Source organism: Mycolicibacterium komossense (assembly GCF_025822605.1).
GTDB classification, from domain to species: Bacteria; Actinomycetota; Actinomycetes; order Mycobacteriales; family Mycobacteriaceae; genus Mycobacterium; species Mycobacterium komossense.
In genome coordinates this window covers 185,214-209,459 of record NZ_JACKTY010000031.1, presented here as the reverse complement: position 1 = coordinate 209,459, position 24,246 = coordinate 185,214, and the positions used below count along the sequence as shown (strand labels likewise).

The 24,246-nt window shown below is 64.7% G+C and carries 21 protein-coding genes; 16 read left to right on the top strand and 5 right to left on the bottom strand.

What is annotated here, in order from left to right; genetic code table 11:
• The first annotated feature begins 2 nt into the window (after nucleotides 1-2).
• Nucleotides 3-2,390: a PEP/pyruvate-binding domain-containing protein gene (locus H7J73_RS18835; protein WP_264069085.1), complete on the top strand. Its 2,388-nt coding sequence runs from the start codon at nucleotides 3-5 to the stop codon at nucleotides 2,388-2,390.
• Nucleotides 2,391-2,539: 149 nt separating this feature from the next.
• Nucleotides 2,540-3,232, top strand: coding sequence for a VOC family protein (locus H7J73_RS18830; protein WP_264069084.1), 693 nt, complete (start codon nucleotides 2,540-2,542; stop codon nucleotides 3,230-3,232).
• 85 nt (nucleotides 3,233-3,317) lie between these two features.
• Here the strand turns inward: H7J73_RS18830 and H7J73_RS18825 are convergent, their stop codons facing one another.
• Nucleotides 3,318-5,453: a PecA family PE domain-processing aspartic protease gene (locus H7J73_RS18825; RefSeq protein ID WP_264069083.1), complete on the bottom strand. Its 2,136-nt coding sequence runs from the start codon at nucleotides 5,451-5,453 to the stop codon at nucleotides 3,318-3,320.
• 711 nt (nucleotides 5,454-6,164) lie between these two features.
• On the opposite strand from H7J73_RS18825, the gene H7J73_RS18820 reads away from it, so the two are divergent.
• Nucleotides 6,165-6,977: a hypothetical protein gene (locus tag H7J73_RS18820; protein ID WP_264069082.1), complete on the top strand. Its 813-nt coding sequence runs from the start codon at nucleotides 6,165-6,167 to the stop codon at nucleotides 6,975-6,977.
• Here H7J73_RS18820 and H7J73_RS18815 read toward each other — a convergent pair.
• Nucleotides 6,974-7,636 carry an NADPH-dependent F420 reductase gene (locus H7J73_RS18815; RefSeq protein ID WP_264069081.1) on the bottom strand — a complete coding sequence of 221 codons (663 nt, stop codon included), beginning with the start codon at nucleotides 7,634-7,636 and terminating at the stop codon, nucleotides 6,974-6,976. The two genes, H7J73_RS18820 and H7J73_RS18815, sit on opposite strands and share 4 nt — an antisense overlap.
• A gap of 183 nt (nucleotides 7,637-7,819) precedes the next feature.
• On the opposite strand from H7J73_RS18815, the gene H7J73_RS18810 reads away from it, so the two are divergent.
• Complete coding sequence (locus H7J73_RS18810) at nucleotides 7,820-8,755, top strand: mechanosensitive ion channel family protein (protein ID WP_264069080.1); 936 nt, start codon at nucleotides 7,820-7,822, stop codon at nucleotides 8,753-8,755.
• Here the strand turns inward: H7J73_RS18810 and H7J73_RS18805 are convergent.
• The 3 genes from H7J73_RS18805 to H7J73_RS18795 form a co-directional block, all read right to left on the bottom strand.
• The gene (locus H7J73_RS18805; protein WP_264069079.1) at nucleotides 8,749-9,114 is read right to left on the bottom strand and encodes a hypothetical protein; all 366 of its coding nucleotides are present in this window, start codon (nucleotides 9,112-9,114) and stop codon (nucleotides 8,749-8,751) included. The two genes, H7J73_RS18810 and H7J73_RS18805, sit on opposite strands and share 7 nt — an antisense overlap.
• Before the next feature lie 338 nt (nucleotides 9,115-9,452).
• Nucleotides 9,453-9,941: a hypothetical protein gene (locus H7J73_RS18800; protein WP_264069078.1), complete on the bottom strand. Its 489-nt coding sequence runs from the start codon at nucleotides 9,939-9,941 to the stop codon at nucleotides 9,453-9,455.
• On the bottom strand, nucleotides 9,932-10,540 hold the full coding sequence (locus H7J73_RS18795) for an RNA polymerase sigma factor (RefSeq protein WP_264069077.1): 609 nt from the start codon (nucleotides 10,538-10,540) through the stop codon (nucleotides 9,932-9,934). The genes H7J73_RS18800 and H7J73_RS18795 overlap by 10 nt, the downstream gene beginning before the upstream one ends.
• Before the next feature lie 237 nt (nucleotides 10,541-10,777).
• Between H7J73_RS18795 and H7J73_RS18790 the strand changes: the two genes are divergently transcribed.
• From H7J73_RS18790 to H7J73_RS18735, 12 genes are all read left to right on the top strand, one after another.
• Complete coding sequence (locus H7J73_RS18790) at nucleotides 10,778-11,254, top strand: Asp23/Gls24 family envelope stress response protein (protein ID WP_264069076.1); 477 nt, start codon at nucleotides 10,778-10,780, stop codon at nucleotides 11,252-11,254.
• Nucleotides 11,251-11,550 (top strand): Asp23/Gls24 family envelope stress response protein, encoded by a 300-nt coding sequence (locus tag H7J73_RS18785; RefSeq protein ID WP_264069075.1) that lies wholly within the window; start codon nucleotides 11,251-11,253, stop codon nucleotides 11,548-11,550. Before H7J73_RS18790 ends, H7J73_RS18785 begins: the two co-directional genes overlap by 4 nt.
• Before the next feature lie 54 nt (nucleotides 11,551-11,604).
• Nucleotides 11,605-11,784: a hypothetical protein gene (locus H7J73_RS18780; protein WP_264069074.1), complete on the top strand. Its 180-nt coding sequence runs from the start codon at nucleotides 11,605-11,607 to the stop codon at nucleotides 11,782-11,784.
• Nucleotides 11,777-12,148 (top strand): Asp23/Gls24 family envelope stress response protein, encoded by a 372-nt coding sequence (locus H7J73_RS18775; RefSeq protein WP_264069073.1) that lies wholly within the window; start codon nucleotides 11,777-11,779, stop codon nucleotides 12,146-12,148. The genes H7J73_RS18780 and H7J73_RS18775 overlap by 8 nt, the downstream gene beginning before the upstream one ends.
• Entirely contained in the window at nucleotides 12,145-12,708 is a 564-nt protein-coding gene (locus tag H7J73_RS18770) for a DUF6286 domain-containing protein (RefSeq protein ID WP_264069072.1), read from the top strand. Before H7J73_RS18775 ends, H7J73_RS18770 begins: the two co-directional genes overlap by 4 nt.
• Nucleotides 12,705-13,280, top strand: a complete 576-nt coding sequence (locus H7J73_RS18765; RefSeq protein WP_264069071.1) for a hypothetical protein — start codon at nucleotides 12,705-12,707, stop codon at nucleotides 13,278-13,280. Before H7J73_RS18770 ends, H7J73_RS18765 begins: the two co-directional genes overlap by 4 nt.
• 91 nt (nucleotides 13,281-13,371) lie before the next feature.
• Nucleotides 13,372-13,542: a CsbD family protein gene (locus H7J73_RS18760; protein WP_264069070.1), complete on the top strand. Its 171-nt coding sequence runs from the start codon at nucleotides 13,372-13,374 to the stop codon at nucleotides 13,540-13,542.
• A gap of 339 nt (nucleotides 13,543-13,881) precedes the next feature.
• On the top strand, nucleotides 13,882-15,651 hold the full coding sequence (locus H7J73_RS18755) for an NAD(P)/FAD-dependent oxidoreductase (protein WP_264069068.1): 1,770 nt from the start codon (nucleotides 13,882-13,884) through the stop codon (nucleotides 15,649-15,651).
• 2 nt (nucleotides 15,652-15,653) lie between these two features.
• Nucleotides 15,654-21,158: a type I polyketide synthase gene (locus H7J73_RS18750; protein ID WP_264069291.1), complete on the top strand. Its 5,505-nt coding sequence runs from the start codon at nucleotides 15,654-15,656 to the stop codon at nucleotides 21,156-21,158.
• Complete coding sequence (locus H7J73_RS18745) at nucleotides 21,155-21,991, top strand: ABC transporter ATP-binding protein (protein ID WP_264069067.1); 837 nt, start codon at nucleotides 21,155-21,157, stop codon at nucleotides 21,989-21,991. Before H7J73_RS18750 ends, H7J73_RS18745 begins: the two co-directional genes overlap by 4 nt.
• The gene (locus tag H7J73_RS18740; protein ID WP_264069066.1) at nucleotides 21,991-22,848 is read left to right on the top strand and encodes an ABC transporter permease; all 858 of its coding nucleotides are present in this window, start codon (nucleotides 21,991-21,993) and stop codon (nucleotides 22,846-22,848) included. The genes H7J73_RS18745 and H7J73_RS18740 overlap by 1 nt, the downstream gene beginning before the upstream one ends.
• Nucleotides 22,848-24,227, top strand: a complete 1,380-nt coding sequence (locus tag H7J73_RS18735) for a cation:proton antiporter (RefSeq protein ID WP_264069065.1) — start codon at nucleotides 22,848-22,850, stop codon at nucleotides 24,225-24,227. The genes H7J73_RS18740 and H7J73_RS18735 overlap by 1 nt, the downstream gene beginning before the upstream one ends.
• Nucleotides 24,228-24,246 lie beyond the last annotated feature (19 nt).

The following is a 24,246-nucleotide window of genomic DNA, read 5'->3' as shown; positions in this document are numbered from 1 at the left end:
GAATGCACACCACAACAATTGAGTTCGACGAGATAGTCGATGACCGACTCGGCGGAAAGGCCCTGGGGCTGGCCGAGCTGAAGCGTCTCGGGCATTCCGTCCCAACGGGTTTCGTCATCGCGCATGCCTCGCCGCTTCCTCTTCCGGAGGCGGTGGCGGACCGCTTCACCCGGATGCGGGCATCAGGTGCGTCTCCGGTAGCCGTCAGGTCCTCGGCTACGGGAGAGGACGGGGTCGAGCATTCCTTCGCCGGACAGTACGACACTGTGCTCGGCGTCGATTCGCTTGAGGGTTTTACCGCGGCAGTCCGGCAGTGCGCTGAATCCGTCGGGTCCGAACGAGCCTCCTCCTACGGCAGCCTCGACGCCGACGCCGGACCGGTCACCATGCATGTGGTTGTCCAACAGATGGTCGATGCGCGCGCGGCCGGAGTCGTCTTCACTGCAGACCCCACAACCGGCCGCCGGGATCTCATGGTCATCGATGCCATCGCCGGACTAGGTGAGGCACTCGTCGATGGCTCCGCGCTCTCCGACCATCTCGTGCTGAGCTCAGATGGCGCCCAGGCGGTACGTGAGGTCGGTGAAGTGGCCGTGCTATCCGACGAAGAAGTCGCGCAGATCCGCGCCGGCGCAGTGCGCGCCGCAAGGCACTGGGGCCGGCCAATGGATCTGGAATGGGCGATCGACAACGCCGGGCAGCTCTGGTGGCTGCAGGCCCGGCCGATCACCACGCTGCCAGGAGACCTCAATGAGATGGACACTCCGGTGGCCGGACCCACGCACGTCTACACCCGGTGCAACATCGGCGAGATGATGCCAGGGGCCTTCTGTCCACTCACTGCGTCGGTGTCGGGGCATGCGATCGACTACGCAATGCAGATGACCCAAGTGGTTGCGCGGGCGCAGGAACGCTACGCCAAGCCGTGGCTGCAAGTGGGCTACTTCTACGGGCACATGTTCTTGAACATGACGGAAGGGACGGCGCTCAGCTCGGGCATTCTCGGAAATTCGTTGGAGCAGTTCTCCACGTCGATCTGCGGCCGGGTGGTCGATGAACTTGAGGCCAAACCGCCAAAGCCGTTTATTCCCAAACTGATCAACACGGTCCGGCTCATGTCTTATTCGCTGTTCGCCGGGCCCGCGATCCGCCGCCTCGGAGATCAGATCGCCGCGTTCCCCATACCGACCAGTCGTGACGCCAAACGGGTTCTGAAACAGTTGGATTCAGGCGTCGACCTGTACTGCCACGTCACACTTGTCCACGTCCGATCCTCGTCACGAGCGGCGGTGGGCGCGAATGTGCTCGAAAGCTATCTGGTGCGCAGCGCCGTCAAGAGTGGCCGCGATGCGAACGAGGGGCAAGCCGAAGCGGCCCGGCTCATGGCGGGTGCTGCCGACGTCGAGAGCGCCATGATGGTCGATGAATTGCATGCGGTGGTGCGTGAGGTCGCCGCCGACGACACCGCCGCCGAGCGGTTCCTCGCCGCGACACCGGCGGATGCGCTGACCCGCCTGCGCACCGCGGACAGCCCTGGAGCTGCGGCGTTGCGGCAGTTCCTGATTCGACATGGCCACCGCGGGTACCGCGAACTGTGCATGCGGGATCCCGCGTGGGCCGAGGACGCCGAGGGGCTCGGTTCGATGATGCAGGTCATGGTGCAGTCGGTCCGTGACTCCCCGCGGGCGGTTCCACCGCGCGACGTTGTCGATGCACCCCGTCCGCGGACGGTCCGACTGCTGGCACGCCTGGCCCAGGGTGGAGCCCGCGGACGGGAGGAGACTAAGTCGAAGATGGCGCTGATGGCACACCGGCTCAAGCTCGGATACCGCCATCTGGGTGAGGTGTTGGCCGAGTCCGGTCGCCTTCCGGACGCTGATCTGGTGTTCTTCTTCGACCGCACCGAATTGGCCACAGTGGTGGGCGGCGCGGACATCACGGACCTTGTGCAGCATGCGCGCCAGCGCCGCGATGCGCTGCCGTTCCAGCAGGCGCTGGAGTTCGAGGACGTCTCAGTCGGCCGGCCCGAACCCGTCCTCGCTCGGCCGCAGGCCGCCACCGGAGACCAGATCGTGGGGCGGCCGGCAAGCCGGGGGACAGCGGAGGGCATTGTGCGCGTGGCGAAGTCGATCCAGGATGCGCGTGACGTGCGGCGCGGGGAGATCCTCGTCGCGCCCGTTACCGATGTGGGCTGGACTCCGTACTTCACCGTGATCGCCGCGCTGGTCACCGACATCGGAAGTTCGGTATCCCACGGCGCGGTCGTGGCGCGGGAGTACGGGCTGCCCTGTGTCGTGAACACACTGGTGGCCACCCAGGTGCTCAAGACCGGCGATCGCGTCAGGGTGGATGGCGACCGGGGGCTGATCACTCGACTCGCATCCAGCTGAGCCGTCATCGCGCGGTGGACTTACCGCAGCGGTGATTTTTAGTGTCGTCAAGGTCGGTGTCGATCTTGATAATGAAGAACCGTGGCTGGCAGCGACGAAGAAGGTTACGGAAGCAACCCGAAGGTCTTACACCGCTTGGGAATTCGCGCGTGACCTGGGTGAGTGCGTCCCTCGGTTTCGCCGACGGCGACTACGACGACGGAGTGGCGTTGTGGCGTGAGCTGACCGGATACCCGTTGTCGCAGGGCATCGGCTTCCTGAAGGCGCAGCGGCTGGCCGCTGGTCCAAGTGGGGTGCAGCTGGACGTCCATGTCCCGGATGTCGCGGCCGCCATCACACAGGTGCTGGTGTCGGGTGCCACCATCGACGACGGCGCCGACCCGGTCGTGGGCCGATCGCCTGGCGGCCTGTCGTTTCGGCTCGTCGGTGATTGCGCCCCGATCTCATCCGTGCCGAGTCAATGGCCCGGCGGGCACACCAGCCTCGTCGACCAGGTCTCGATCGACATCCCGCAGGAGCATTGGGAGACCGAGTCAGAGTTTTGGAGCTCCCTGACCAGCTGGGAGACGCAGACAATTCCCGGATTGTCCGAGTACGCCTTCCTGATCCGTCCCTCCGGCGCCCCATTGCGGATCATCTTGCAGCGACTCGGCGAGGCCACCGGCACGGTGCGCGCTCACCTCGACTGGGCTGTCTCTGATCGCCCCGCTGAGACCGAGCGCCACGTCGCCGCCGGGGCCAAGGTCGTTCAGACGAACCCGATCTGGACCGTACTGGACGGGGTCGTCACCTACTGCGTCACCGACCGTAATCCGGCAACGGGACTGCACTACGAGAAGTGAGCGCGTTCTCTGTTGTCATCTGCGGTCAGCGGTGCTCGGTGAGGTAAGGCCGGTTGAGCTGTTCAGCCGGCCTTACCCCATCCCGCTAGACCGCCAGTTGCGCTGAGGTCAGCGGGATCGGTGAGTAGTTCCAGGTTGCCGTCCCACCGTCGGCTGGGGTGTACGAGAAGTAGATCGGGCCCTGCAGGAAGGGCGCGATACCGGTGTTGGCGCCCAGGTTCGCGTCGATGACTATCGGGACATTGCCGGCGTCGTAATCCGCCTGAGTCACCTGTGTGGTGAATAACAGCGTGCCACCGGCGGTATAGAACGAAATGACCGTTCCCACCGGCAGATAGTCATTCACAGCCAAATTGGACAGGTTCGACGGCAGGTTGGCTAGTGGAACGCCGCCGCCGTTGCCTCCGCTGTCGATCGTCGCGTCGTTTTCCAACACCTGGATTGGCGTCTGCTCACCGTTGTAGCTGACCTGGACGGCGAGCGTCGTGTACCACCAGGCGGGAACCGAGGTGACCGGAGTTCCCGTGTTGGGCCCGAATGTCAGCTGGCTCCCACCTGCGTTGAACAACAGCCCTTGACCGAGAACACCGGGCAGCGCTTTGACGGGGCTGGAGATGCCGCCCTGGGCGGTAAACGCGCCGACACCCATGGTCGGGTTGATCGCGGCCGCGTACTTAGCCTCAGACCACTCGGATTGTGGTACGTCGTGCCAAGTTTGGCCGTTGTCGGTCGATTCCGATACGCGGTCGATGACACCGATGTTGGTGGGGGCGGTGATGATTCCATTGCCGAAATCAACCGGAGTGTTGTAGACGGTGTAGTAGAACCGGCCCCAGTCGCCGTATTCGATCAACCCCGTCTCACCGGTGGGTTGCCCGATATTGGCAGCATTGACCTGCGTGATGGGGATGACGAAACCGTATGAACCGGTGTCGACTTCGACCTGAACGACGGGTCCACCGCCAACCGAAACACCGACGGTCGTGTAGTTGACGGAGGGCGAGTAGGTCAGCGTGATCGTGGGCGGCCCGCCTGCCGAGCCAGTGGCACCTCGCCAACCCACCAAGCCGCCATATCCGCCGGCACCGCCGGTGCCGAGGACTCCGCCGGCCCCTCCTGAGCCGCCCGCGCCGAGCCACATTCCACCGGTTCCGCCCACGCCGCCCTGGGCGAGTTCACCTCCGACACCGCCGGCCCCACCGAATCCGAACAGTCGAGCGTTGCCGCCGGTTCCGCCGATCGCGAGCGGGCCGCCGGCACCGCCGGTGCCGCCGTTGCCGAACAGCCATCCGCCGGTTCCGCCGGTTCCGCCGGCGCTGCCCCATCCGCCCACACCGCCAGTCCCGCCGAAGCCGAGCAACACTGCGTTGCCGCCGGTCCCACCGATGCCCTGCGTGCCGCCGGCACCGCCGGTGCCGCCGTTGCCGAACAGCCATCCGCCGGTTCCACCGGCGCCGCCGGCTGCGCCCGCTCCGCCCACGCCGCCGGTGCCGCCGAAGCCGAATAGCCCGGCGTCGCCGCCAGCACCGCCGACCACTCCGGCGGCGGTGCTGGTCCCGCCGGTCCCTCCGTTACCGAACAGCCACCCTCCGGCGCCACCGGCAGTACCAACGCCTTGCGCGTTGGTGATCCCGTTTGTGCCGTTGCCGAGCAACGGGCGCCCGGTCAGCGTCAAAGAAGGTTCGTTGAGCGCGCCGAGCAGCGCCTCGACCGCAATCTGGGCTTGCAGCTGGATCTGCTGAACCCCGGCCTCAAGGTCGGTGAGGACGGTCGGTGTGGTGGCTGCCGGGGTGGAGCTCTGGGTGCCGGTGGTCGTTGGCGTGGCCGCGGCTGTTACCTGCTTGCTGCGGGCGCCGGAAGTAGCCCTGGTCGAGCTGGTGGTGCCGGCTGTTGTGCCGGCGACGTGAGTGCTGACGCCGGTATCGGCGAGGGTGACGTTGTCCGCGCTCGTGCTGGCGTGGCTAGCGGTGCCGATGCTCGAGTCGAGGCTGCGATGTTTGGCAGCTTTACCCGATGACGTGCCGGGGTGGCCGGCCGACGATCGGCCCGAATCGGCGCTCGCACCACTGGCAGACGAACCGCCGGTGTCGGCGTGGGCGGTCCCAGCCCCGCCGGCCAGAGCCGCTCCGACTCCGAGCGTGATCGCGCACGCGCCGAGCCATAGGTACGGTTGCACGCGCTGCAGATCCAGCTCGTTCTTCGGGTGTCCTAACGCGCACATCTTCGTTGATTGCCTATCGGCCGCCACTCGTCCCCGTCTTCCGTGTTCGGTGCCCCGCCAGTCCGTTTGCTGCGGCGGCTAGCGGAGACTTTAAGGTTCTCCACAGAAAAATTGACGTAACTGCCGATTTTTCGGAAATGTTCACCGTCCGGCTTGTTAGGTGAACCGTCTGATGTAGCCCCTGGACGAGCAGGACGGTGCTGACGATAGGAGAACCGTGAGTGCTGTTCGTGCTCTGCAGGTATCTGCGTGGGACGCCGAGCGTCGCCAGGACCTCGGTGGCCTGCTGGACCACGACCGCGCGGTACTACGAAGAGGCCCCGGTGCCGGCTTGAGGACGAATGTCACGGAATACGTTGGGGGCCAGTCATAGTGGACTGGAATCCCTGATTGCCGATGGGGAGGGGCTACCTCACGATCCTGTCCGCTCGGTGGCCGACGTGTGCCTTCGTTGAACAACGCTCCCATCACCGCGATGTTGACGGCCAAGCATGTCGCCGAGCGGTCATGCCCGATGCCCGATGCCATGACGGGACGGAACGATGTTGGTGCTCAAGATATTCGGGAGAGCCCCAGCGGTGAAGTCGCGGTGGTATGCGGTCAAGGACCCACCAGGACAACAGCGGGCGCAGGCCCACGTTGTCATCAACTGTGGCATGACGATGGATACTCGATCTCGGCACCAACCGTGAGACGTAACAGGAGATAGTCATGCACACCGCCCTCCAACTGCGCGCCAGAGACTTCGCAGCGGAGGTCGACGGTGAACCCGCCGATTTGACGTCGGTGTTTCCGGACTGGCAGCACTACGACAGGTTCGGCATCGTCGTGCATGAGCCGTACGGTGCGATCGGGGCCAGCTATCTGATCCAGGCTGCCATCGTGGCGTTCTATGACGCGCGGCCGCAGCGCCGGGCCGGCCGCGGACCGGGTATCGCCGAGCCCAATGATCTGGCGATCTATCCCGAGATCTACGTGTTCCATGTCGGCGGCCGCCACGGTGACTTCAGCCTTTTCGACTTCTGGCCGGCGCGCAAGGAGGTCTTTGTCGACGCTGACCCCCGGGTGGTGCTCGACGCGATCAACGACCGTGCGATCACTCGACTCGCGGTCCCGGACGGGCCGGCGATAGCGGTTGAGCACGAGTACAAGGAGCCCGCTGCAGCACGCGATCGGATCCAGAGTGCGTTCGCCTACTCGGCGACGGGTCAGGTCGAGCAGCCCAGCATTGCGATCTCCGGGGTCCGTCCTGCGGCCGAGACCAACCCCCGCGACGCGCTCGACCCGGAGAGGCTGCGCGCGACGGTCTCAGCCCCCGATTTCGACCGCGAAGGCTCTACGGATCCTGTTCTCCTGCAACGTGAGTGGGCTCATCGTGTGATGCAGCGCGCCGGTGAAGCGGAGCACGGCCTCGAGCTGGCCCGGTCGCGTCGGGCCGCGCTCAAGCAGGGACGCGTGATACGCGAGACGTACCGACGAATCAGCGTCGACGACGCTCTGCACCGTTTGGTGCCCGATGTTTAGCGCGCGCTCCATTCGGACGTACGCTCGCGCGTCGCCTCGGCCAGCGCCTTGAGGGTGGTCTCCGCATCGAAGTCCTTGCCGTATACCGGCGTACCGGGCTGCTGACGCCAGGATTCGGAAATCGGACCAGCATCGACAGGCTCGAACCCGAGCTGATCGACAATTTCGTGGATCAATACCCGGCCGGGTCCGTTCTCGCCGGCAATCGGGAGAGCGATGCGTCCCGGAGTACCGCTGGGCGTCCCGCTTTCGAGTAGATGCTTCCACCATATTCCGTTGAACACCTTGTACACCGGTGCGCCGATCTGCTCTGCGACCCACTCGCTCTCAAGCTGACCGTCCTCGATCGCTGCGATCTCCCCGTCGCGCTGCTGCGGGTAGTAGTTGTTGGTCTCGATGACCGGGGCACCCGGCTTACGCGCGGCGACGATCCCCTCGACAAGGTCGGGAACATTCTTCTGCGGAATGCTCACGATGACGAGGTCGGCATCGGTTGCAGCGTCCTTGGCCCACACAGCCGTCGCACCGGTTTCGTTCGCGAGGTCGCTGAGCGTCTGAGGAGAACGCGAGTTGGAAAAGGTGACGTCGTGTCGGAGTGCGCGGAATCGGCGCACCAATGTGCCACCGATTTGACCCGCCCCGATGATGCCAATTCTCATGAATCGCCCTCCGTTCGGTGTCCTTCACCGTCGCCGGCTCAACGTCGCGTCCGAGGCTCCTATTCCACTCTGATCCCGCGATGCCGACCGGGCTTCTGTGGCGTCAAAACGTCGAGTCGCGAAAGAGGTTGCCATTGAAGCGGATTTGCCTGCGGACACCGGTGACGCGTTACGGTCGAAGTCATGGATGTACGCACTATGGCTTTCGAATGGACCGACACCAACCGGCATTGGCTCATCGAAGTTCCGGTGCGGGTGGTTATTTACGTTGTCGTCGCCTTGATCCTGCGCTGCATCCTGCACCGGATGATCGATCGGGCCAGCGGACAGCGGGGTAAGGGCGATGACCAGGTAAAGAGCAAGCCCACGCTGATGCGCCAGCTGCGCGGGCGCATACCGAGTGCCATCGATCAGAAGACGGCCGAACGCCGGCTGCAGCGCGCGCAGACCATCGGCTCGGTCCTGAAGTCCACGGTGTCGATCGTGCTGCTGGTCTGGCTGGCCCTGGCAGTGCTCAACGTCCTCGGAGTGAACATCGCGCCGTTCATCGCATCCGCAGGCGTGATCGGCCTGGCGATCGGATTCGGCGCGCAGAATCTGGTGCGCGATTTCGTCTCGGGTGTCTTCATGCTGCTGGAGGACCAATACGGGGTGGGTGACACCATCGACCTCGGGGAGGCGACGGGCGAGGTGCAAAGTGTCGGCCTGCGCATCACGACGCTCCGGGATATCGACGGCACGCTCTGGTACGTCCGTAACGGTGAGATCGCCCGGGTGGGGAACATGAGCCAGGGCTACGCCGTGGCACGTATCGAGGTGCCTGTCGGATTGACCGCCGATGTCGAACGGGCGGAGCAGGTCGCGATCGATGCCGCCGAGGCTGCGCTCGAGGATGATCCGGCGCTGGCGGAGAAGGTCCTCGGTGAGCCCAAGATGCTCGGCGTGCAGGAGTGGTCGCCGGATCTGGTCAAGCTACGGATGACCATCAAGACGCGGCCGAACGCACAGTGGGCTGTGCAGCGCCGGCTTCGGCGCGAAATTCACCGTGCCTACGACGCGCACGACATCGACCTGCCGTATCCGCGCGGGCGCGTCCAGGTCGTCGCTGGGGATCAGTGACTGCAGAGGCCGCTTCGGGTCTCTTCCTCGATCAGCTGTCGCACCGGCTGTCCGAGGTGTTTGGCGAAGGTGTCGGTCGGCGCCATGTTCCACTGACCGTCCTGATAGGCCATCACCCGGTAGCCGGTGGTGTGCGGACCGGCAATCGCGACGGTGGCTCGGTCATCGGCCAGCGCCGTTCCGGTGACCACCAGCTTCGGGCCGATGCTCTTGCAGGTGCGGTAGTACGTGACGAAGTCCTCTTTGGTCATCGCCTCGCGGACGTCCTTCGTCATGTGTTCCCACACAAAGCCGAAGTCGCCGGCGCTGTAGCGATCGATGTCGGCTTGTGCCGCCGCAGTGGCCGACTCCAGCGTCACGGGCACATCCCCCGTACCGTTGAGTGAGCTGTGGACGCCTGCGAGAGAAACGGGATCGGCGGTAGCCTCGCCCGCGATCAGGGTGTCCCGCCCGCAGGCGGACACTCCCAGGACCGCCAGACCGACGATAAGCGCGCCAGAGCTCTTTCTCGCACGTACGAGAATCGGAGGCAAGGGCACACCGGCTGCTTTCGGTTTCGTTGAGGCCTTGAGGCATTGAGTGGCTTTTGGTTGAGTGGCTATTGTCTGCACACTGCGCGCCGTTTGTCTTGTTTTCTCCGTCCTGGATGGTGCCGAGAGTGAGCCCGGCCGAGGTGTTGCCCGGAGTCGGCGGCCGGTCACCCCGCAGTCGTACCGGCATCATCGATATCGTGCACGTGGACATCGATGTCGGTGCGGGTGAGTGGGCGCACGGGGCCCAGAACATCGGCCAGGGTGTTGAGCACGATGGCTGCGAGTTCATCACCGACGGCTTGAAGATCGTCGCCGTAGACCCCGACGATGTCGATATAAGCACCCGTGCAGGTGTGATCGTCCAGATACAGATCGATGGTGGTGGGTTCGGCTCCGTGCACGCCGGCCAGCGCGCGCCGGAGGGTACTTCGTACGACGTGGTCGCTGATCCGAAGGGTGTCGGTCTTTCTTTCGGTTTCGACTGCAGCCGTAGGGTATTCAGCGTCAATCGGCCAGGATCGGCGAGTGGTTGCCCGAATTCTGGAGATGATCGAGTCGCTGATGTCTATCCAACTCGCGTCCATCGGCTGGTCTTTGAGGCTCCGGGCAGCGCGGGCCAGCACCGGGTCGGAGTCATCGGCTCTCATCGCCATGCCGCCATCCTTTCGCTCAGGGTTGCTCTGGCCCGCACCAAGTGCCCACGCACAGCACTGGGGGTGATCAACAGGATGCGCCCAATTTCGGTGTGCGTCATCCCGTCCACTTCGCGTAGTAACCACGCAGCACGCTGACGGTAAGGCAGTTCTGCCATGGCCGCGTTCAGCTCTGCCAGGAAATCGGTGTTGCTGATCCGGACCTCGGGATCGTCGGTGACCGGAGCGGGGGTGGTGTCAAGAATCCAGTCCTGGGTGGGGGTGACACTGCGGCGCCGCCGATGGTCGACGACCTTATGGGAGACCAGGGTGAACAGCCAGGTGCGCAGTGACGAGTCGCCCCGGAAGGTGTCCAAACCTTTCCACGCGGCGACGAAGGCATCCTGGGTCACCTCCTCGGCGGCCCCGTTGTCGGAGAGCATGTTGCGGGCGTAGCGCAACATCTCCGGCCCGTATCGCAGCACGATTGCCTCGAAGGCATCTCGCTCGCCCACTGCCGCGGCGTTGATGAGCTCGCGGTCGGAGGCGGCGATGAATTCGGCGCCGAAGCTTGCGCTCTCGTAGCTGGCGGATGCTTCGTCGTGGCCGTCCAGCTTCACCTGGGATTCGGCCGATCATGTGGAATTGTCTTATGCGTCAATAGCTTCCGAGGCGGCGGTGCTGGCCCGTCCTCCGCTGGCGGCGGCTTCGTCCTCACATTCTCATCTTCGCCACCGGTGGCGGGTCGGATGGGTCCGGTGTCGCCTAGCTCACAGCGCAGAGGGGTGCTCGTTTCGCGTTGAGCTTCGACTAATGAAGCGAAAGTACCGAGCAGCATGAACAGAAAGGACTCGATCATGACCACCCCCCAGACCGCTCCGCAGCCGACGACCAGCAGGGACAGCGGCGGAAAGCAGTTGGCCACCCGCAACACCGACCTCGTCGGTTCTGACGGACGCACCACGATCGCCGATGCCGTGGTTTCCAAGATTGCCGGTATCGCCACTCGTGAGGTCCAGGGCGTCCATGACGTCGGCGGTAGCGCGAGCCGTGCCATCGGTGCGTTGCGTGAACGCATCCCCGGCGGCACTGTCAATCAGGCTCAGGGTGTGTCGGTCGAGGTAGGAGAGCGCCAAGCCGCCGTCGACATCGATCTGGTCGCCGACTACGGCGTATCCATCGCTGACCTCGCGGCTGGGGTGCGTCGCAATGTCATCACCGCGGTCGAGCGGATGACCGGCCTGGAAGTCACCGAGGTCAACATCACCGTCCACGACGTGTACCTCGCCGACGACGAGGACGAGGTCGCCACCAGCACCGCACGGGTGCAGTGACCGACTCCGAGCAGGTCGGGACCAGGCCGGACCTCGCTGACACCGTCGCTGCGGCGGTCTCCGCCGTGGACGGGGTGGCCGAGTTGCATGGCGGCATGTTCGGTGAGGCGGCGACCTACCTGCCGGGGCGCCGCGTCCCCGGCATCCGATTCGGCGACCGCGGCACCGAGATCCACGTCAGCCTGCTGTTCGGCTACCCACTGCGGCCCACTGCGGAGGCGGTGCGCGACGCGGTTGCGCCGCTGGTTGCCGGGCCGGTGCACGTCACCGTCGAGGACGTCGTGCGCCGCCGCTGACTCAGATCTTTTGCCCAAACACATCGCAACGTTTCACGGACACGGAGACCCATCATGACCAGTTCCACCCTCGGCCTGCTGGCCGGGCTGCTGATCGCCATCGCCACTGCTGCGGGCGGCTTCACCGGCTTCCTGCTGGCGGTCGTTCTGGGGCTGCTCGGATGGGCGGCCGGCGCCTATCGGGACGGCGAGCTCGACTTCACCAATATCAGCCTCGGACGTCGACGTGAGTGATCTGGTCGAGGTCCTGCCGCCCCCGGAGCAGCGCGGTCGACTCGACATCCGCGACGGGGCAGTCGAGACCATTGCCCGCGCCGCCGCGGCGACGGTATCCGATCGACATCAGGCGACCGGACTGAGCCGCATCACCTCCAGCGATCTGCCGCGGGCTCGCGTGGAGGTCGATGCCGGACAAGTCGTCGTGACGTTGACGGTCGCCGCGCAGTGGCCGACTCCGGTCGCCGCGCTGGCCAGATCGGTCCGGGACGTGGTGACGCAGCAGATACGCGATGACACCGGGTTGACGGTGACTCGCGTCGACGTCGAGGTGCACTGCATCCCGCTCGATGATCCAACAGCCCACAGGAGAGTCCGATGAGCACGCCTGTCATCACGCCCGCGGCCAGAGCCGCGGCCAAACCCCCGCTCGCCGCGCCGGCGGCGACCGGCGTCGCGGTGGTGCTGGCGCTGGCATTGATCGCACTGGGGATAGTCGCCGCCCGCGACGCACTGATCGCGATCGGCGCCATCTCGGGATCAGCCTGGATCGCCGCTGCGTTGAATTTTCTCCACGGGCTGACGGCCCAAACCTGGATGCTGCCTGCCGGTTTGGCCACGGCGGTACTCGGGATCTCGGTGGTGTTCGTTGCCGTCAAACCCCGGCGCCGCACCCATCTGGCACTTCGGGTCCCTGCCACCTGGATCCGGCGGCGCGACATCGTCCAACTGGCTCGCAGCGCCGCTCGGGCCATCACCGGCGTCTCCACTGTCACCGCTGCGGGATCGGCGCGCACCATCACCCTCGCTGTCACCCCGCTGGCCGGGTACGACACCACCGCGTTGAAAGACACCGTCCGGACCGCCGTCGACGATGCGCTGACCGAACTGGCCCGGCCGCCACGCGTGCGGGTCCGCGTCAAGGAACAGGGACCGTCATGAGGCGCGGCATCGTGATCGTCGATCGTCTGGGCTGCGCTGTCGTCGGCAGCGCTCTCATCGCGCTCGGCGTCGCCGCGGCTGCCTGGGAGCGCGGCGACCTGCCTGTCCCGCGCGGTGGCGCACTGAGGATCCCATGGTCGGCGGCCGCCGCGGCGTCGCCATGGTGGCCCCTTGCTCTCGGCGCCGCGGCGATTGCCCTGATCCTGGTCGGGTTGCGCTGGTTGTACAGTCACCGACCCGGCCAGACGCTGGGCAGTATGTCGTTGCCCGGATCGGGTGCGACCGGTCAGCTGAGCGTCGATGTGAACACCGTTGCCGCCGCGGCAGCAGCGGAACTCGGAAGTCACCCGCTGATCGCTGCGGCCACGGGCACGTCGTTGATCGATCGCGGTCAACGGATCGTCGAACTCGAGCTGAAGATCGAGCCCGGCGCCGGCAGCCTGTCCGCTGCCGCCACGGGGGTGAAGGCCGTACAGCGGGACCTGGCCCAAGCGCTCGACGGCGTCGCTTTCACCAACCGCGTCCTGTTGCGCACGGCACGGGTCCCGAAGGGGACATCCAGGGTGAATTGACACCCTCCGCGAACGGTGCCGCTGGCATCCGCGCCAGCGCACGTATTCCTCTGATACACAGCGGAATACAACTCATCAGAAAGGTAGAACCATGGGAATTGTCGATAAGGCCAAGAACGCCGCAGAAGACGCGATCGGCAAGGCGAAAGAGGTGGTCGGTGAGGCCACCGGTAATGACGATTTGAAGGCCGAAGGCAAAAAGGACCAAGGTATCTCGGGCATCAAGAAGGTGGGCGAGAACATCAAGGACACCTTCAAGTAGCCGACAACCAAGTAGCCGACAACGTAAACAGCCGACAACGCCGGGCGGGTCGATCGATCGACCCGCCCGGCGTTGTGTGGAGGGACAGCCGGATCGGACCGGGCGGGGCGTCGTAGCGCTTCCCTGACGAGGACGTCAGAAATCGGTAATCAGTTCGGTGGTGCTCCCGCGCCACGGGTGTGATTCGCTGAAAATGTCCTTCGCCGGGGCCCCGATGTTCCGACGGCTGAACATACGTGAGGTGACGAGTGGCTCCGGCCGCTCGTCTTCGCACCCGAGGTCCGTGGCGATCGATTCTTGGGTAGTCGTCGTCGACAAGACTCGAGGGAAAGGTGACGCGTGGACGAGCGAGTGCAGCTGTCGCAGTTGAGTCGGGAGGCGCGAGAGGTTCTCGCGCAACGGATCAGATCACGTCTTTCGAACGCCGATGAGTCAGTGGCCGATCATGACGTCAGCATCGTGGGAGGAGGAGTCGCGGCCCTGACACTGGCACTGGAGATTCGGCGCGAGCGTCCGACCACGCGCATCCTGGTGATCGAGTCCCGCGCCCACCCGGTGCCGGAGATCACCCACACGGTCGGCGAATCGACGGTCGAGGTATCGGCGCACTACCTACGCGATCGCCTTGGCCTTGGCGATCACCTCAGCACCTCTCACATCCGCAAGATGGGCTTGCGAATGTTCTTCTCCCACGACCAGAACACCGATATCGCGCAACGGATGGAGCTGGGAAGCTCCTCGTTCGTCCCGCAGGTGACCTACCAAATCGACCGCGGCCGGTTGGAGAACGAACTCCACCGGCGCTGCGTGGCCGAGGGGGTGGACATCGCCCTCGGCCGAGTGCGGTCAGTGGAATTCGGCGCCGAGAACCGTCCGCACACGATCGCCTTTCAGCACGGCGACGTGGTCACACAGACCACGGCACGGTGGGTGGTCGACGCGTCGGGGCGTAACCGTGTCTTGCCTCGGCAGTTGGAACTGAGACAGGCCAACGAGCACCACTGCAACGCGGCCTGGTTTCGTATCGCGACGGAGATCGACGTCGGTCGATGGAGCGACGATCCAGACTGGCAGGGTCGCCTCACCGAGGGCGACCGGGCAATGTCGACCAATCACCTGATGGGCGAAGGGTATTGGGTCTGGCTCATCAGACTCGCCTCCGGAGCCACCAGCGTGGGTATCGTCGCCGACCCGGCGTTCCACAGTTTCGACGACTTCAACACGCTCACCAAGGCCAGAGCGTGGCTGCGCGAACACGAGCCCCAGTGCGCCGCGGTGCTGGCCGAGGACGCCGACTTGATCAGGGACTTCCGGGTCATGAAGAAGTACAGCCATGGTGCGACAAAGGTTTTCGACGGCCGCGACCGCTGGTGCCTGACGGGCGACGCCGGGGTATTCCTGGATCCGCTGTATTCGTCGGGGCTGGATCTGGTGGCGATCGGCAACGGTCTGATCACCGATATGATCGTCCGCGAACTGGGCGGTGAGGACATCGTCGGGCGAGCCCAGATCAGTGATTCGCTCTTCCGGTCCCTCACGGAGATGTGGCTGGCCATCTATCAGGATCAGTACACACTGATGGGCACGCCGACCGTGATGTCGGCGAAGATCATCTGGGATGTCGCGTTCTATTGGGGCTTCGTCGGTTTGCTCTATATGAACGGCCGGTTCGTGAGCGTCGCCGACGACCCAAGCATCGTTCCGCATCTCGACGGGCTCATCGCACTGAGCAATCGTGTTCAACGATTCTTCCGGGAGTGGGCCGCAGTGGAAAGCGGTACCTCCACAGTCCCATTCGTGGATTTGTACGCGCCGCTGAACTTCATGGTGGCGTTGCACACCGCGATGATGGGCACCAGCCCGAACTTCGTCGAACAGTTCGATGTGAACTCACTGCTGCTCCGTCAACTCGCAGGGCAGCTGATCGAAACCGTTCTTGCGGACAAATCGGCGATGTTCGGCGACGACGATGCGATGAGGCAGGTACAGGCGTGGCAACGGGATTCGCTTCTGCATGAGCTGCGATCGACCTACCGCCGGGAACAGGCGAGCAATCCGGTCAGCAGTGCCTGGATCGTCGCCACCTCACTGGTGCTGCAGTCGAGTTGACTGTGTTCAGTGAACGCGGCGCTCATGAGCCGTTGGCGATCGTCGGAATCGGGTGCCGTCTTCCTGGCGGTGCCGACTCCGCAGCGGGTCTGTGGAACCTGCTGTGCAGCGAGACGGACGCCACTTCCATCGTCCCCGCGACCCGGTGGAACGCTGCGCGATATCACGATCCGAATCCGGCCAAGGTCGGCAAGATCGTCACCCGTCGCGGTGGATTCCTGCGCGAAATAGACCAATTCGACCCTCAGTTCTTCGGTATGTCACCACGCGAGGCGCACTCGCTCGACCCGCAGCAGCGACTCCTTCTGCACGCCACGTGGGAGGCGTTGGAAGACAGCGGAATACCTGCCGATGACCTGGCCGGTGCCGACGTCGGTGTGTTCATCGGCGGGTTCACTCTCGACTATCAGTTGCTGCAGAATCTCGGTCGCACCAGTCGCTACCGCTTCAAGTCCCATTCCGCCACCGGGATGATGATGACGATGCTGGCCAACCGGATCTCGCACGCCTTCGACTTCCGCGGACCCAGCATGACGGTCGACACGGCGTGTTCCGGCTCGCTTGTCGCGGTACATCTTGCAGCACAAAGTATTTGGAACGGCGAGTGTGATCTGGCATTGGCCGGCGGGGTGAACATCATGATCGGCCCCAACACCGCAATCGCGGAGTCGAAAAGCGGATTCCTCAGCCCGGAAGGTCGGTCGAAGGCATTCGATGACTCCGCGGACGGTTATGCGCGCGGAGAAGGCGGTGCGATCGTCGTCATCAAACCGCTTCAGCAGGCGCTCGACGACGGCGACGACATCTACGCGCAGATCCTCGGCACCGCGGTATCGCAGGACGGCCACACCGACGGCATCACAGTGCCGCGCGAGGAAGCGCAGGAGGCTGCCATCAGGGCTGCCTTGCGGCGAGCCGGTGTCGACGCGAACGAAGTCGGATATGTGGAAGCGCACGGAACGGGAACGCCCGTTGGCGATCCCATCGAGATGCGGGCGCTCGCCAGCGCCCTGACGTTGGACCGATCTGCGGCGAACCCGCTTGTGATCGGGTCGATCAAGACCAATATCGGCCACCTTGAAGCCGGCGCCGGCGTGGCCGGACTGATCAAAGCGGCGTTGGTGGCCAAGCACGGGTACATCCCGGCGAACCTGCATCTTCGGACCCCAACCCGACACGTGTCACTGGCCGACCTCAAGCTCGATGTGCCGGGAACAGGGCGGCCATTTCCGGACTATCCGCGGCGCGTCGTCGGGGTGAACTCGTTCGGATTCGGCGGTACCAACGCCCATGCGGTGCTCGCGGCGCCGCCCGCCCCGACTTCTGTACCGGCGGCGGAGCATGCCTCGCGGCTGCTGCCGACCGTCCTGCCGATCTCGGCCCGCAGCGAGGAAGCATTGCTCGCGACGGCCGGTCGGCTGGCCGAGCATCTGGCCCGTCATCCTGATATCACGCTGTCGGATCTGGGCTACACGCTCGGTCGGCGGCGTTCTCATCTGAACTATCGGCACGCCGTGATCGCCGACAGCATCGGCAGTGCGCGAGAACAACTTCAGGCGCTCGCCGATGGCGGGCAGATCTCCACCGGGCGGACGGATTCCACGGCGCCGAAGCTGGTATTCGTCTGCACCGGGATGGGTCCACAGTGGTGGAGGATGTGTCGGGGGCTCCTCGACGTCTTCCCGGCTTTCACGGCCAGCATTCTGCGCACCGATCGGGAGCTGTCCCGGCACGCGGGATGGTCTCTCATCGAGGAGCTTCGACGTGACGAGACCGATTCGCGCATGGCCGACACCGAGATCGCGCAGCCGGCCAATTTCGCCATCCAGATTGCACTGGCCGAACAGCTGGCCGCGTTCGGGATAAGTCCGGATGCGGTAATCGGCCACAGCGCAGGAGAAGTGGCCGCTCATCATCTGGCCGGTCTGCTGACCTTCGAACAGGCAGTCGAGGTCATCTATCACCGAAGCCGACTCCAGCAGCGCACCACTGGGCAGGGCCGGATGCTCGCCGTCGGCCTTGACTCGGAGACCTTGATGCGAACGCTCGAGGGGTCCGCGCACGACGAGCTCGGTCGGCGGATATCGGTCGCGGCGATCAACAGTCCCTCAGCGGTCACCCTCGCCGGCGACGGCGACGTCCTCGACGATGTGGCCAGGCAGTTGGACGAGGCCGGGATCTTCAACCGGCACCTTTCCGTGAAGGTGCCCTATCACACCCATTACATGGATGCGGTGAAGGACGACCTCCTCAGCGCTTTCGACGGTCTGTCGTCGAAAGCGGCTACGTTGCCACTGTATTCGACGGTGACCGGCGAGCAGCTCGAGCGCTACCACGCCGGCGCCGCCTACTGGTGGCAGAACACGCGTGCGACCGTGCTCTTCGAACCGGCGATCCGCCGAATGCTGGAAGACGGCTACATCCACTTCGTCGAGCTGGGTCCCCATCCTGTGCTGGCTCCATCGATCATTGAAACTGCAGGGCAACAGCGGGTTTCGGTGCTGGCGACGCAGCGCCGAAGTCATGATGATGCTCGCGAGCTGCTCAGCTGCGTTGGTGCACTACATGGCATCGGCTGTCAGGTTGCGTGGAATGCCGTGAACCCCGATGACGGTGGTCGACTCACCAAGCTGCCTTCCTATCCGTGGCAGACGAAACGTTTCTGGAATGAGACCGACGAGGCGTCAGAAGCACTGTTCTACCGACCGGTCCATCCCCTTCTGGGCCAATCGGTGGCGGCCTTACACCCCACCTGGGAAGCCGAACTGAGCATCGTCTTCAACCAATTTCTCGCCGATCACCGAGTACAGGGAAGCGTCGTAGTACCCGGGGCGGTATACATCGAAATGGCGCTGGCGGCAGCCAACGCCATTTACGGGTCAAACCTTGCGGTGGACAACCTTGTGCTGCACCGCGCCGTGATTCTCGACGACACCTGCGACCCGATCCTGCGGACCACGCTCAACCAGGACGACGGCACACTGGAGTTCGCGGCGTTCACCGTCACAGCCGATGGGGATTCCCGATGGACGATCACCGCGACAGCCGAGCTCAACGTCCTCCCGACCGCACCGCACCCGCACTATCCCTCGGATACCGCCGAGCCGGTCACCTCGATCAGCGGCGAGGATTTCTACATCCGGACCAATTCCATCGGGTTCGACTACGGCGACGCATTTCGGTCCGTTCGCAGCGTGACGGCGGGGGAGAACTGGGCTGTCGCCGAGATCACCGCTCCACCGGTGATTGTCGGCGGCCTCGGTGATTTCCGGTTCCATCCGGCGCTCATCGACGGCGCCTTTCAAACCCTTTTCGGCGCCCCGTTTCTCGGGCAGGAAGAGAGCGAGGACCCGTTCCTGCCGACCCGGATACGGCACTGTGCGGTCTACGGCGCGCCCGAAGAGCACATGAGGGTTCATGTTCGTGTCCTGTCCGCGACTCGCGAAGAGGTCGAGTGCGATATCACCATCACCGATCTGGCAGGCAAGGCGCTCGCCGTTGTCGACGGCTTCTCCGTTCAGTCACTGAGCGCTTCGTCGCGCCTGTCGCCCGAACGTATCGACAAGGGACTGCTGAATATTCAGTGGACAACCGCTGAAAGCGAGACGCGTGACGGCCATGAGAGCATGGCCGCCGGTTCGTCCTGGCTCATTCTCGCGGACCGCTCCGGCGTCGGCGCAGCCCTCGCCGCGGAACTCGGTCGTCGCGGTCATCACGTCCGCACGGTCGAGCATCGCGCCGGGCACCCTGAGCAAGTGAGCGAGCTGTTCGCGAGCCTGGGCGATGACGCTGACCTCGACCGCGTCGTCAACTGCTGGCCACTCGATATCGGCAGCGGCCTCTCCGTCGACGAGTGCCATCAGCTGGGCACGTTCTCCACACTGCGTCTGGTCAAAGCCCTCGCCGAGCGAGGCGGCGCCAAGGTCCGGCTGCATCTGATCACCGCCAACGCGCAACCGGCACCCGGTGCCCCGGTGCGTGCTGTCGACCAGGCTGCGCTCTGGGGTCTGGGACGGGTCATCGGTCACCAGGAGTTCTCCGAGAACTGGGGTGGCCTGATCGACATCGACGCCGACACCGCCCTTGACCATGCCGAGACCGCCAGCCGCATCTGCGAGCACCTTCTCGGTGATCTGTCCGAAGATCAGGTCGCGATCCGCGGCCAAACCACCTACGTCCCGCGGCTACGCCCATGCGACGGCCTGACGAAACCCTTTCCCACCAAGCTGAGCCCCGATGCGACCTACGTCGTCACCGGCGGAGCAGGAGCGCTCGGCCGCGTGGTGGCCACCTATCTTGCGGAACGGGGAGCGCGCCACATCACGCTGATGAACCGAAGCGCCACCCCGTCGAGACGTCACTGGCCGGAGCTGACCGGCGACGATCCCCACTTCGCCACTGTCGCCGCGATCCGTGCGATCGAACGACTCGGTGTCCAGATCGCGACCGTCAGTATCGATGTCGCCGACAGCGAGCAGGTGTCCGGCTGGCTGCGCAACCACATGGAGGAGGGCGGCAGGCCGGTCCGCGGAATCATCCACGCTGCAGGATCGGTCAATGACCAACTTCTCGTCAACATGAGTGAAGACGACTTCGCCAAGGTGATGGCGCCCAAGGTGATGGGCACCCAGGTGTTGCACGACACCTTCAAAGATCACGACCTCGAGTTCTTTGTCATGTTCGGATCAGCGGGGTCCACCATCGCGTCGCCGGGCCAGGGTAGCTATGCCGCTGCGAACGCCTTCCTCGATGCCTTCGCGCACTACCGCGTGGCGCAGGGCCTCCCGGCGCTCACCATCGGGTGGGGACCGTGGTCGGTGGGGATGGTCGAAGAGCTCAAGTTGGAGAATATCTACGCCCAGCGGGGCATCGAGTTGATCACGCCCGCGGTGGGCGCGCGTATCCTCGACCGACTCATCAACCAGAAGACGCCCAGCGTTGTCGCCATCAGCGCCGACTGGAGCCGAGCGCGCCAGGCAGGATTCGGCGGACGGCTACCGTCGATGTTCTCGGATCTCGACAGATCCGAAACAACCTCTGCACAGGCCGATTCCGATGGCTCGATACTCTCCGTCTTGGCGCAGACCCCGGAAGGCGACCGGCCCGCCGTCATCGCGGATCACGTAAAGCGCATCGTTGCCGCTGTCTTCGACTGTGCTGTCGATGATTTCGAGCCGGATGACATCTTGGAGGACATCGGCCTGGATTCCATGATAGCAATGGATTTCCGGGTCAGGATCAACATGGTGTTCTCGATCGACCTCCCAGTCCTGGAGATCCTCAGAGGCGTCAGCGTGAACTCGGTGGCCGACCGCGTGCTCGCCGAGCTCCACGTGATCCACGGTGCCGTGCCTGCGGCGGCCGACGAATCCTCGCCACAGCCGCCGGCTGTCGAGGACGGAGGCGTGGACCGGCTGATGGACGAGCTCTCCGATGACGACCTGCGAGCGTTGCTGGCGGAGCTGGAGGCGGAGGCCGAACCGCAAGCGGGAGAGGCACAGTCGTGACGCCTGCCATCAGCGTCCGTGGATTGTCGAAGTCCTATGGCCACCTACACGCGGTCCGGGACCTGGATCTCGATGTCGGCTACGGGGAGATCTTCGCGATCCTCGGTCCGAATGGGGCGGGCAAGTCGACGACCATCGAAATTCTGGAAGGTCACCGGCGGCGCGATGCCGGGCAGGTGCGCGTCCTGGGCGAGGACCCCGGGACTGCAGGGCGCAGCTGGCGCGCCAAGATCGGCATCGTGCTGCAGGAGACGAGTGACTTCGGGATGCTCACGGTGCTGGAAACCGCTCGCATGTTCGCCAAGTGCTACGGCCAGGCCCGCGGCCCCGAGGAGCTTCTGGAACTCGTCGGACTCGCCACGAGTTCTGGTTCGAGGGTAAGGACGCTCTCCGGGGGACAGCGCCGCCGGCTCGACGTCGCCCTGGGCATCATCGCAAGACCCGAACTGCTGTTCCTGGACGAACCCACAACGGGTTTCGATCCTGAAGCGAGAAGACAGTTCTGGGACCTCATCAGGGTGCTGGCAGACGACGGGACCACCATCCTGCTCACCACTCACTACCTGGAGGAGGCCGCCGCGCTGGCCGACCGCGTCGCGGTGATCGCCGCGGGACGGCTTGCCGCAGTGGACTCGCCGGCGCGATTGACCGCATACGTGAACACGGCCGCGACGGTGCGCTGGATGGAGGGAGACCAGCTCCATGTGGAGCAGACCGACCGTCCCACCGAGCTGATCCGGCAGCGGTCGGCGAATGGTGCGGAACTGGCTGCGCTCACCGTCACGCGCCCCACACTGGAAGATGCCTATCTGCGCCTGGTCGGGCTGGCGTGATGGCGATTGAGTCTGCGGAGAACACCCTCAACCCTCGACACCGCATGGACGAATCGTGGGCGGCTCTGCCGTCCCCGCTGCGTATCGGGTTGTCCCGCGTCGTGCCCGAGTTGAAGATGTTCTACCGACGTCCCGAACAGCTGGCCCTGACCTTCTCGATGCCTGCCGTGATCTGCCTTCTGTTGGGCTCGATCTTCACGGCGAAACTGCCCGGCACGAATACCAGTACCGGCGCTGTGATCGCAGCGAGCATGCTCGCCTACGGAATCCTCTCGACCTCGTTCGTCAACCTCGGCATCGGGATTGCCGCCGACCGCGAAACGGGCGCCCTGAGGCGATTGCGCGGGACGCCGACGACGGCGTCGTCGTACTTCGTCGGCAAGATCATGCTGGTTGCCATCGCGAGTTTCGCCGAGGCCGTCATCCTCCTGTTGGTAGGCGTGCTGGTCTTCCGGCTTCAACTCCCTGCCAACGCATTCGGCTGGTTCACATTGGCGTGGGTCTTCATCCTGGGCATCGTCAGCTGTTCACTGCTGGGCATCTTCGTCAGCAACCTGGTCAGCAACGCCCTGTCGGCGGCCGTCATCACCAACGGACCCGCAGTCGGCCTGCAGTTCCTCTCGGGTACCTACGTGCCACTGATGGTGCTGCCGACGTGGATGTTGATCGTCGGATCGATCTTTCCCGTCAAGTGGATGGCTCAGGGATTTCGATCGGTGCTGCTGCCGCAGCAGATGGTCGTATTCGAACCCGCGGGCAGCTGGGAGCACGGGCGCATCTTCCTGGTCTTGACTGCGTGGAGCATCGTCGGTCTGCTGGCCTGTCTCTCTGTATTTCGTTGGTCGGACAAACGCTGATGCCCCCACTTCTGTCGATCGCCTCGCACTTCTTCCTCCAGGTCGCCGTCATACTCCTGACCTATCGCCTGTTGTGGCCGGTGTTCCGCCGACTGGCTCAAGTGCAAGTGGTCGCCATCATGGTGGCTGGGTTTCTGCTCGGCCCTTCGGTATTGGGCTGGATCTGGCCTGCTGCGCAGCACTGGCTGTTCCCCGCGAAGCTGACCATCGGGGCCGAGACGTTCATGCATCCGAACCTCACGGTCATCTACGTGGTGGGCCAACTCGGACTCGTGCTCTACATGTTTCTGGTGGGAGCGTCGTTCAAGCTGGACATCCTCGGCGCGCACGTCAGGCAAGCCGGTGTCACCTCAGCGGCCGGTATCGGTGTGCCGTTGATCCTCGGTGGGCTCGTCGGATGGTGGATGGTCAGCCTCGGCGGGTACTTCACGGACAAGGTCATGCATTGGCAGGGCGGCTTTTTCGTTGCAGCGGCCGTGGCGATCACGGCGTTCCCGATGTTGGCGTGGATCGTCTGTGACTCCGGACTGCTCGATACCCGGCTGGGGACGATGGCGTTGTCCTGCGCCGCCATCGACGACGCATGCTCCTGGGTGCTCCTGGCGACAGTCGTGGCGACCGCCAAGGGAAGTTCATTCGGCGCGCTGCTGGCCATCGGAGGCGGGCTGGGCTACCTGCTGTTCATGATCTACGTCGGCCGTCCGCTGCTCGGAAGACTGGAGACGTGGAACCCGCCCCGTGCCGATGTCGAACGCACCGGCGGATTACCGATCGCGCACACCAGCGTCATTCTTCTGGTGGTGTTGACCGCGAGCTGGTTCACCGATGTCGTCGGAATCTATTCGGTCTTCGGTGCTTTCGTGGCCGGTGCTGTCATGCCACGCGGAGCGCTGCTCGACGCGGTCCGCGAGCGGTTCGAACCGCTGGTCACCTACTTGCTGCTGCCCGCGTTCTTCATCTATTCGGGGCTGAACACTCAGCTCAGCCTGATACTGGACCCGGGCACTCTCCTGATGGCCGGCATCGTGCTCGTCGTCTCCTTCGCCGCAAAGTTCGGTGCGATCGGGCTGGCCGCGCGTTGGCAGGGCATGAGTTGGTACGAGGCCGGTTCGATGGGAGCGCTCGCCAACGCCCGTGGCCTGATGGAACTCATCCTGCTCAACATCGGATTCGAGGCCGGGCTGATCTCGGGCAAGCTCTACACGATCCTGGCGCTGATGACGATCATCACCACCTTTGTCGCCACCCCGTTGCAGCGACTGTTCGAGCGCCGCCTCAAGCGGTCGGGCTCGAAGTTCGGCCCTGCCGGGGAGGAGCCTGACGACGCAGTGTCACCGGCCGGTCAACAGGCCCCTGTCGAGGAACACGATCACCTCTGAGACCGCCCCAGCGGAGATC

What these genes read in the sequence shown, in the direction of transcription:
- H7J73_RS18780 (WP_264069074.1), top strand. Translation starts at nt 11,605, where the DNA reads ATGACCAGTTCCACCCTCGGCCTGCTGGCCGGGCTGCTGATCGCCATC.
- H7J73_RS18765 (WP_264069071.1), top strand. Translation starts at nt 12,705, where the DNA reads ATGAGGCGCGGCATCGTGATCGTCGATCGTCTGGGCTGCGCTGTCGTC.
- H7J73_RS18815 (WP_264069081.1), bottom strand. Translation starts at nt 7,636, where the DNA reads ATGAGAATTGGCATCATCGGGGCGGGTCAAATCGGTGGCACATTGGTG.
- H7J73_RS18820 (WP_264069082.1), top strand. Translation starts at nt 6,165, where the DNA reads ATGCACACCGCCCTCCAACTGCGCGCCAGAGACTTCGCAGCGGAGGTC.
- H7J73_RS18740 (WP_264069066.1), top strand. Translation starts at nt 21,991, where the DNA reads ATGGCGATTGAGTCTGCGGAGAACACCCTCAACCCTCGACACCGCATG.
- H7J73_RS18790 (WP_264069076.1), top strand. Translation starts at nt 10,778, where the DNA reads ATGACCACCCCCCAGACCGCTCCGCAGCCGACGACCAGCAGGGACAGC.
- H7J73_RS18735 (WP_264069065.1), top strand. Translation starts at nt 22,848, where the DNA reads ATGCCCCCACTTCTGTCGATCGCCTCGCACTTCTTCCTCCAGGTCGCC.
- H7J73_RS18810 (WP_264069080.1), top strand. Translation starts at nt 7,820, where the DNA reads ATGGATGTACGCACTATGGCTTTCGAATGGACCGACACCAACCGGCAT.
- H7J73_RS18800 (WP_264069078.1), bottom strand. Translation starts at nt 9,941, where the DNA reads ATGGCGATGAGAGCCGATGACTCCGACCCGGTGCTGGCCCGCGCTGCC.
- H7J73_RS18825 (WP_264069083.1), bottom strand. Translation starts at nt 5,453, where the DNA reads ATGTGCGCGTTAGGACACCCGAAGAACGAGCTGGATCTGCAGCGCGTG.
- H7J73_RS18760 (WP_264069070.1), top strand. Translation starts at nt 13,372, where the DNA reads ATGGGAATTGTCGATAAGGCCAAGAACGCCGCAGAAGACGCGATCGGC.
- H7J73_RS18835 (WP_264069085.1), top strand. Translation starts at nt 3, where the DNA reads ATGCACACCACAACAATTGAGTTCGACGAGATAGTCGATGACCGACTC.
- H7J73_RS18770 (WP_264069072.1), top strand. Translation starts at nt 12,145, where the DNA reads ATGAGCACGCCTGTCATCACGCCCGCGGCCAGAGCCGCGGCCAAACCC.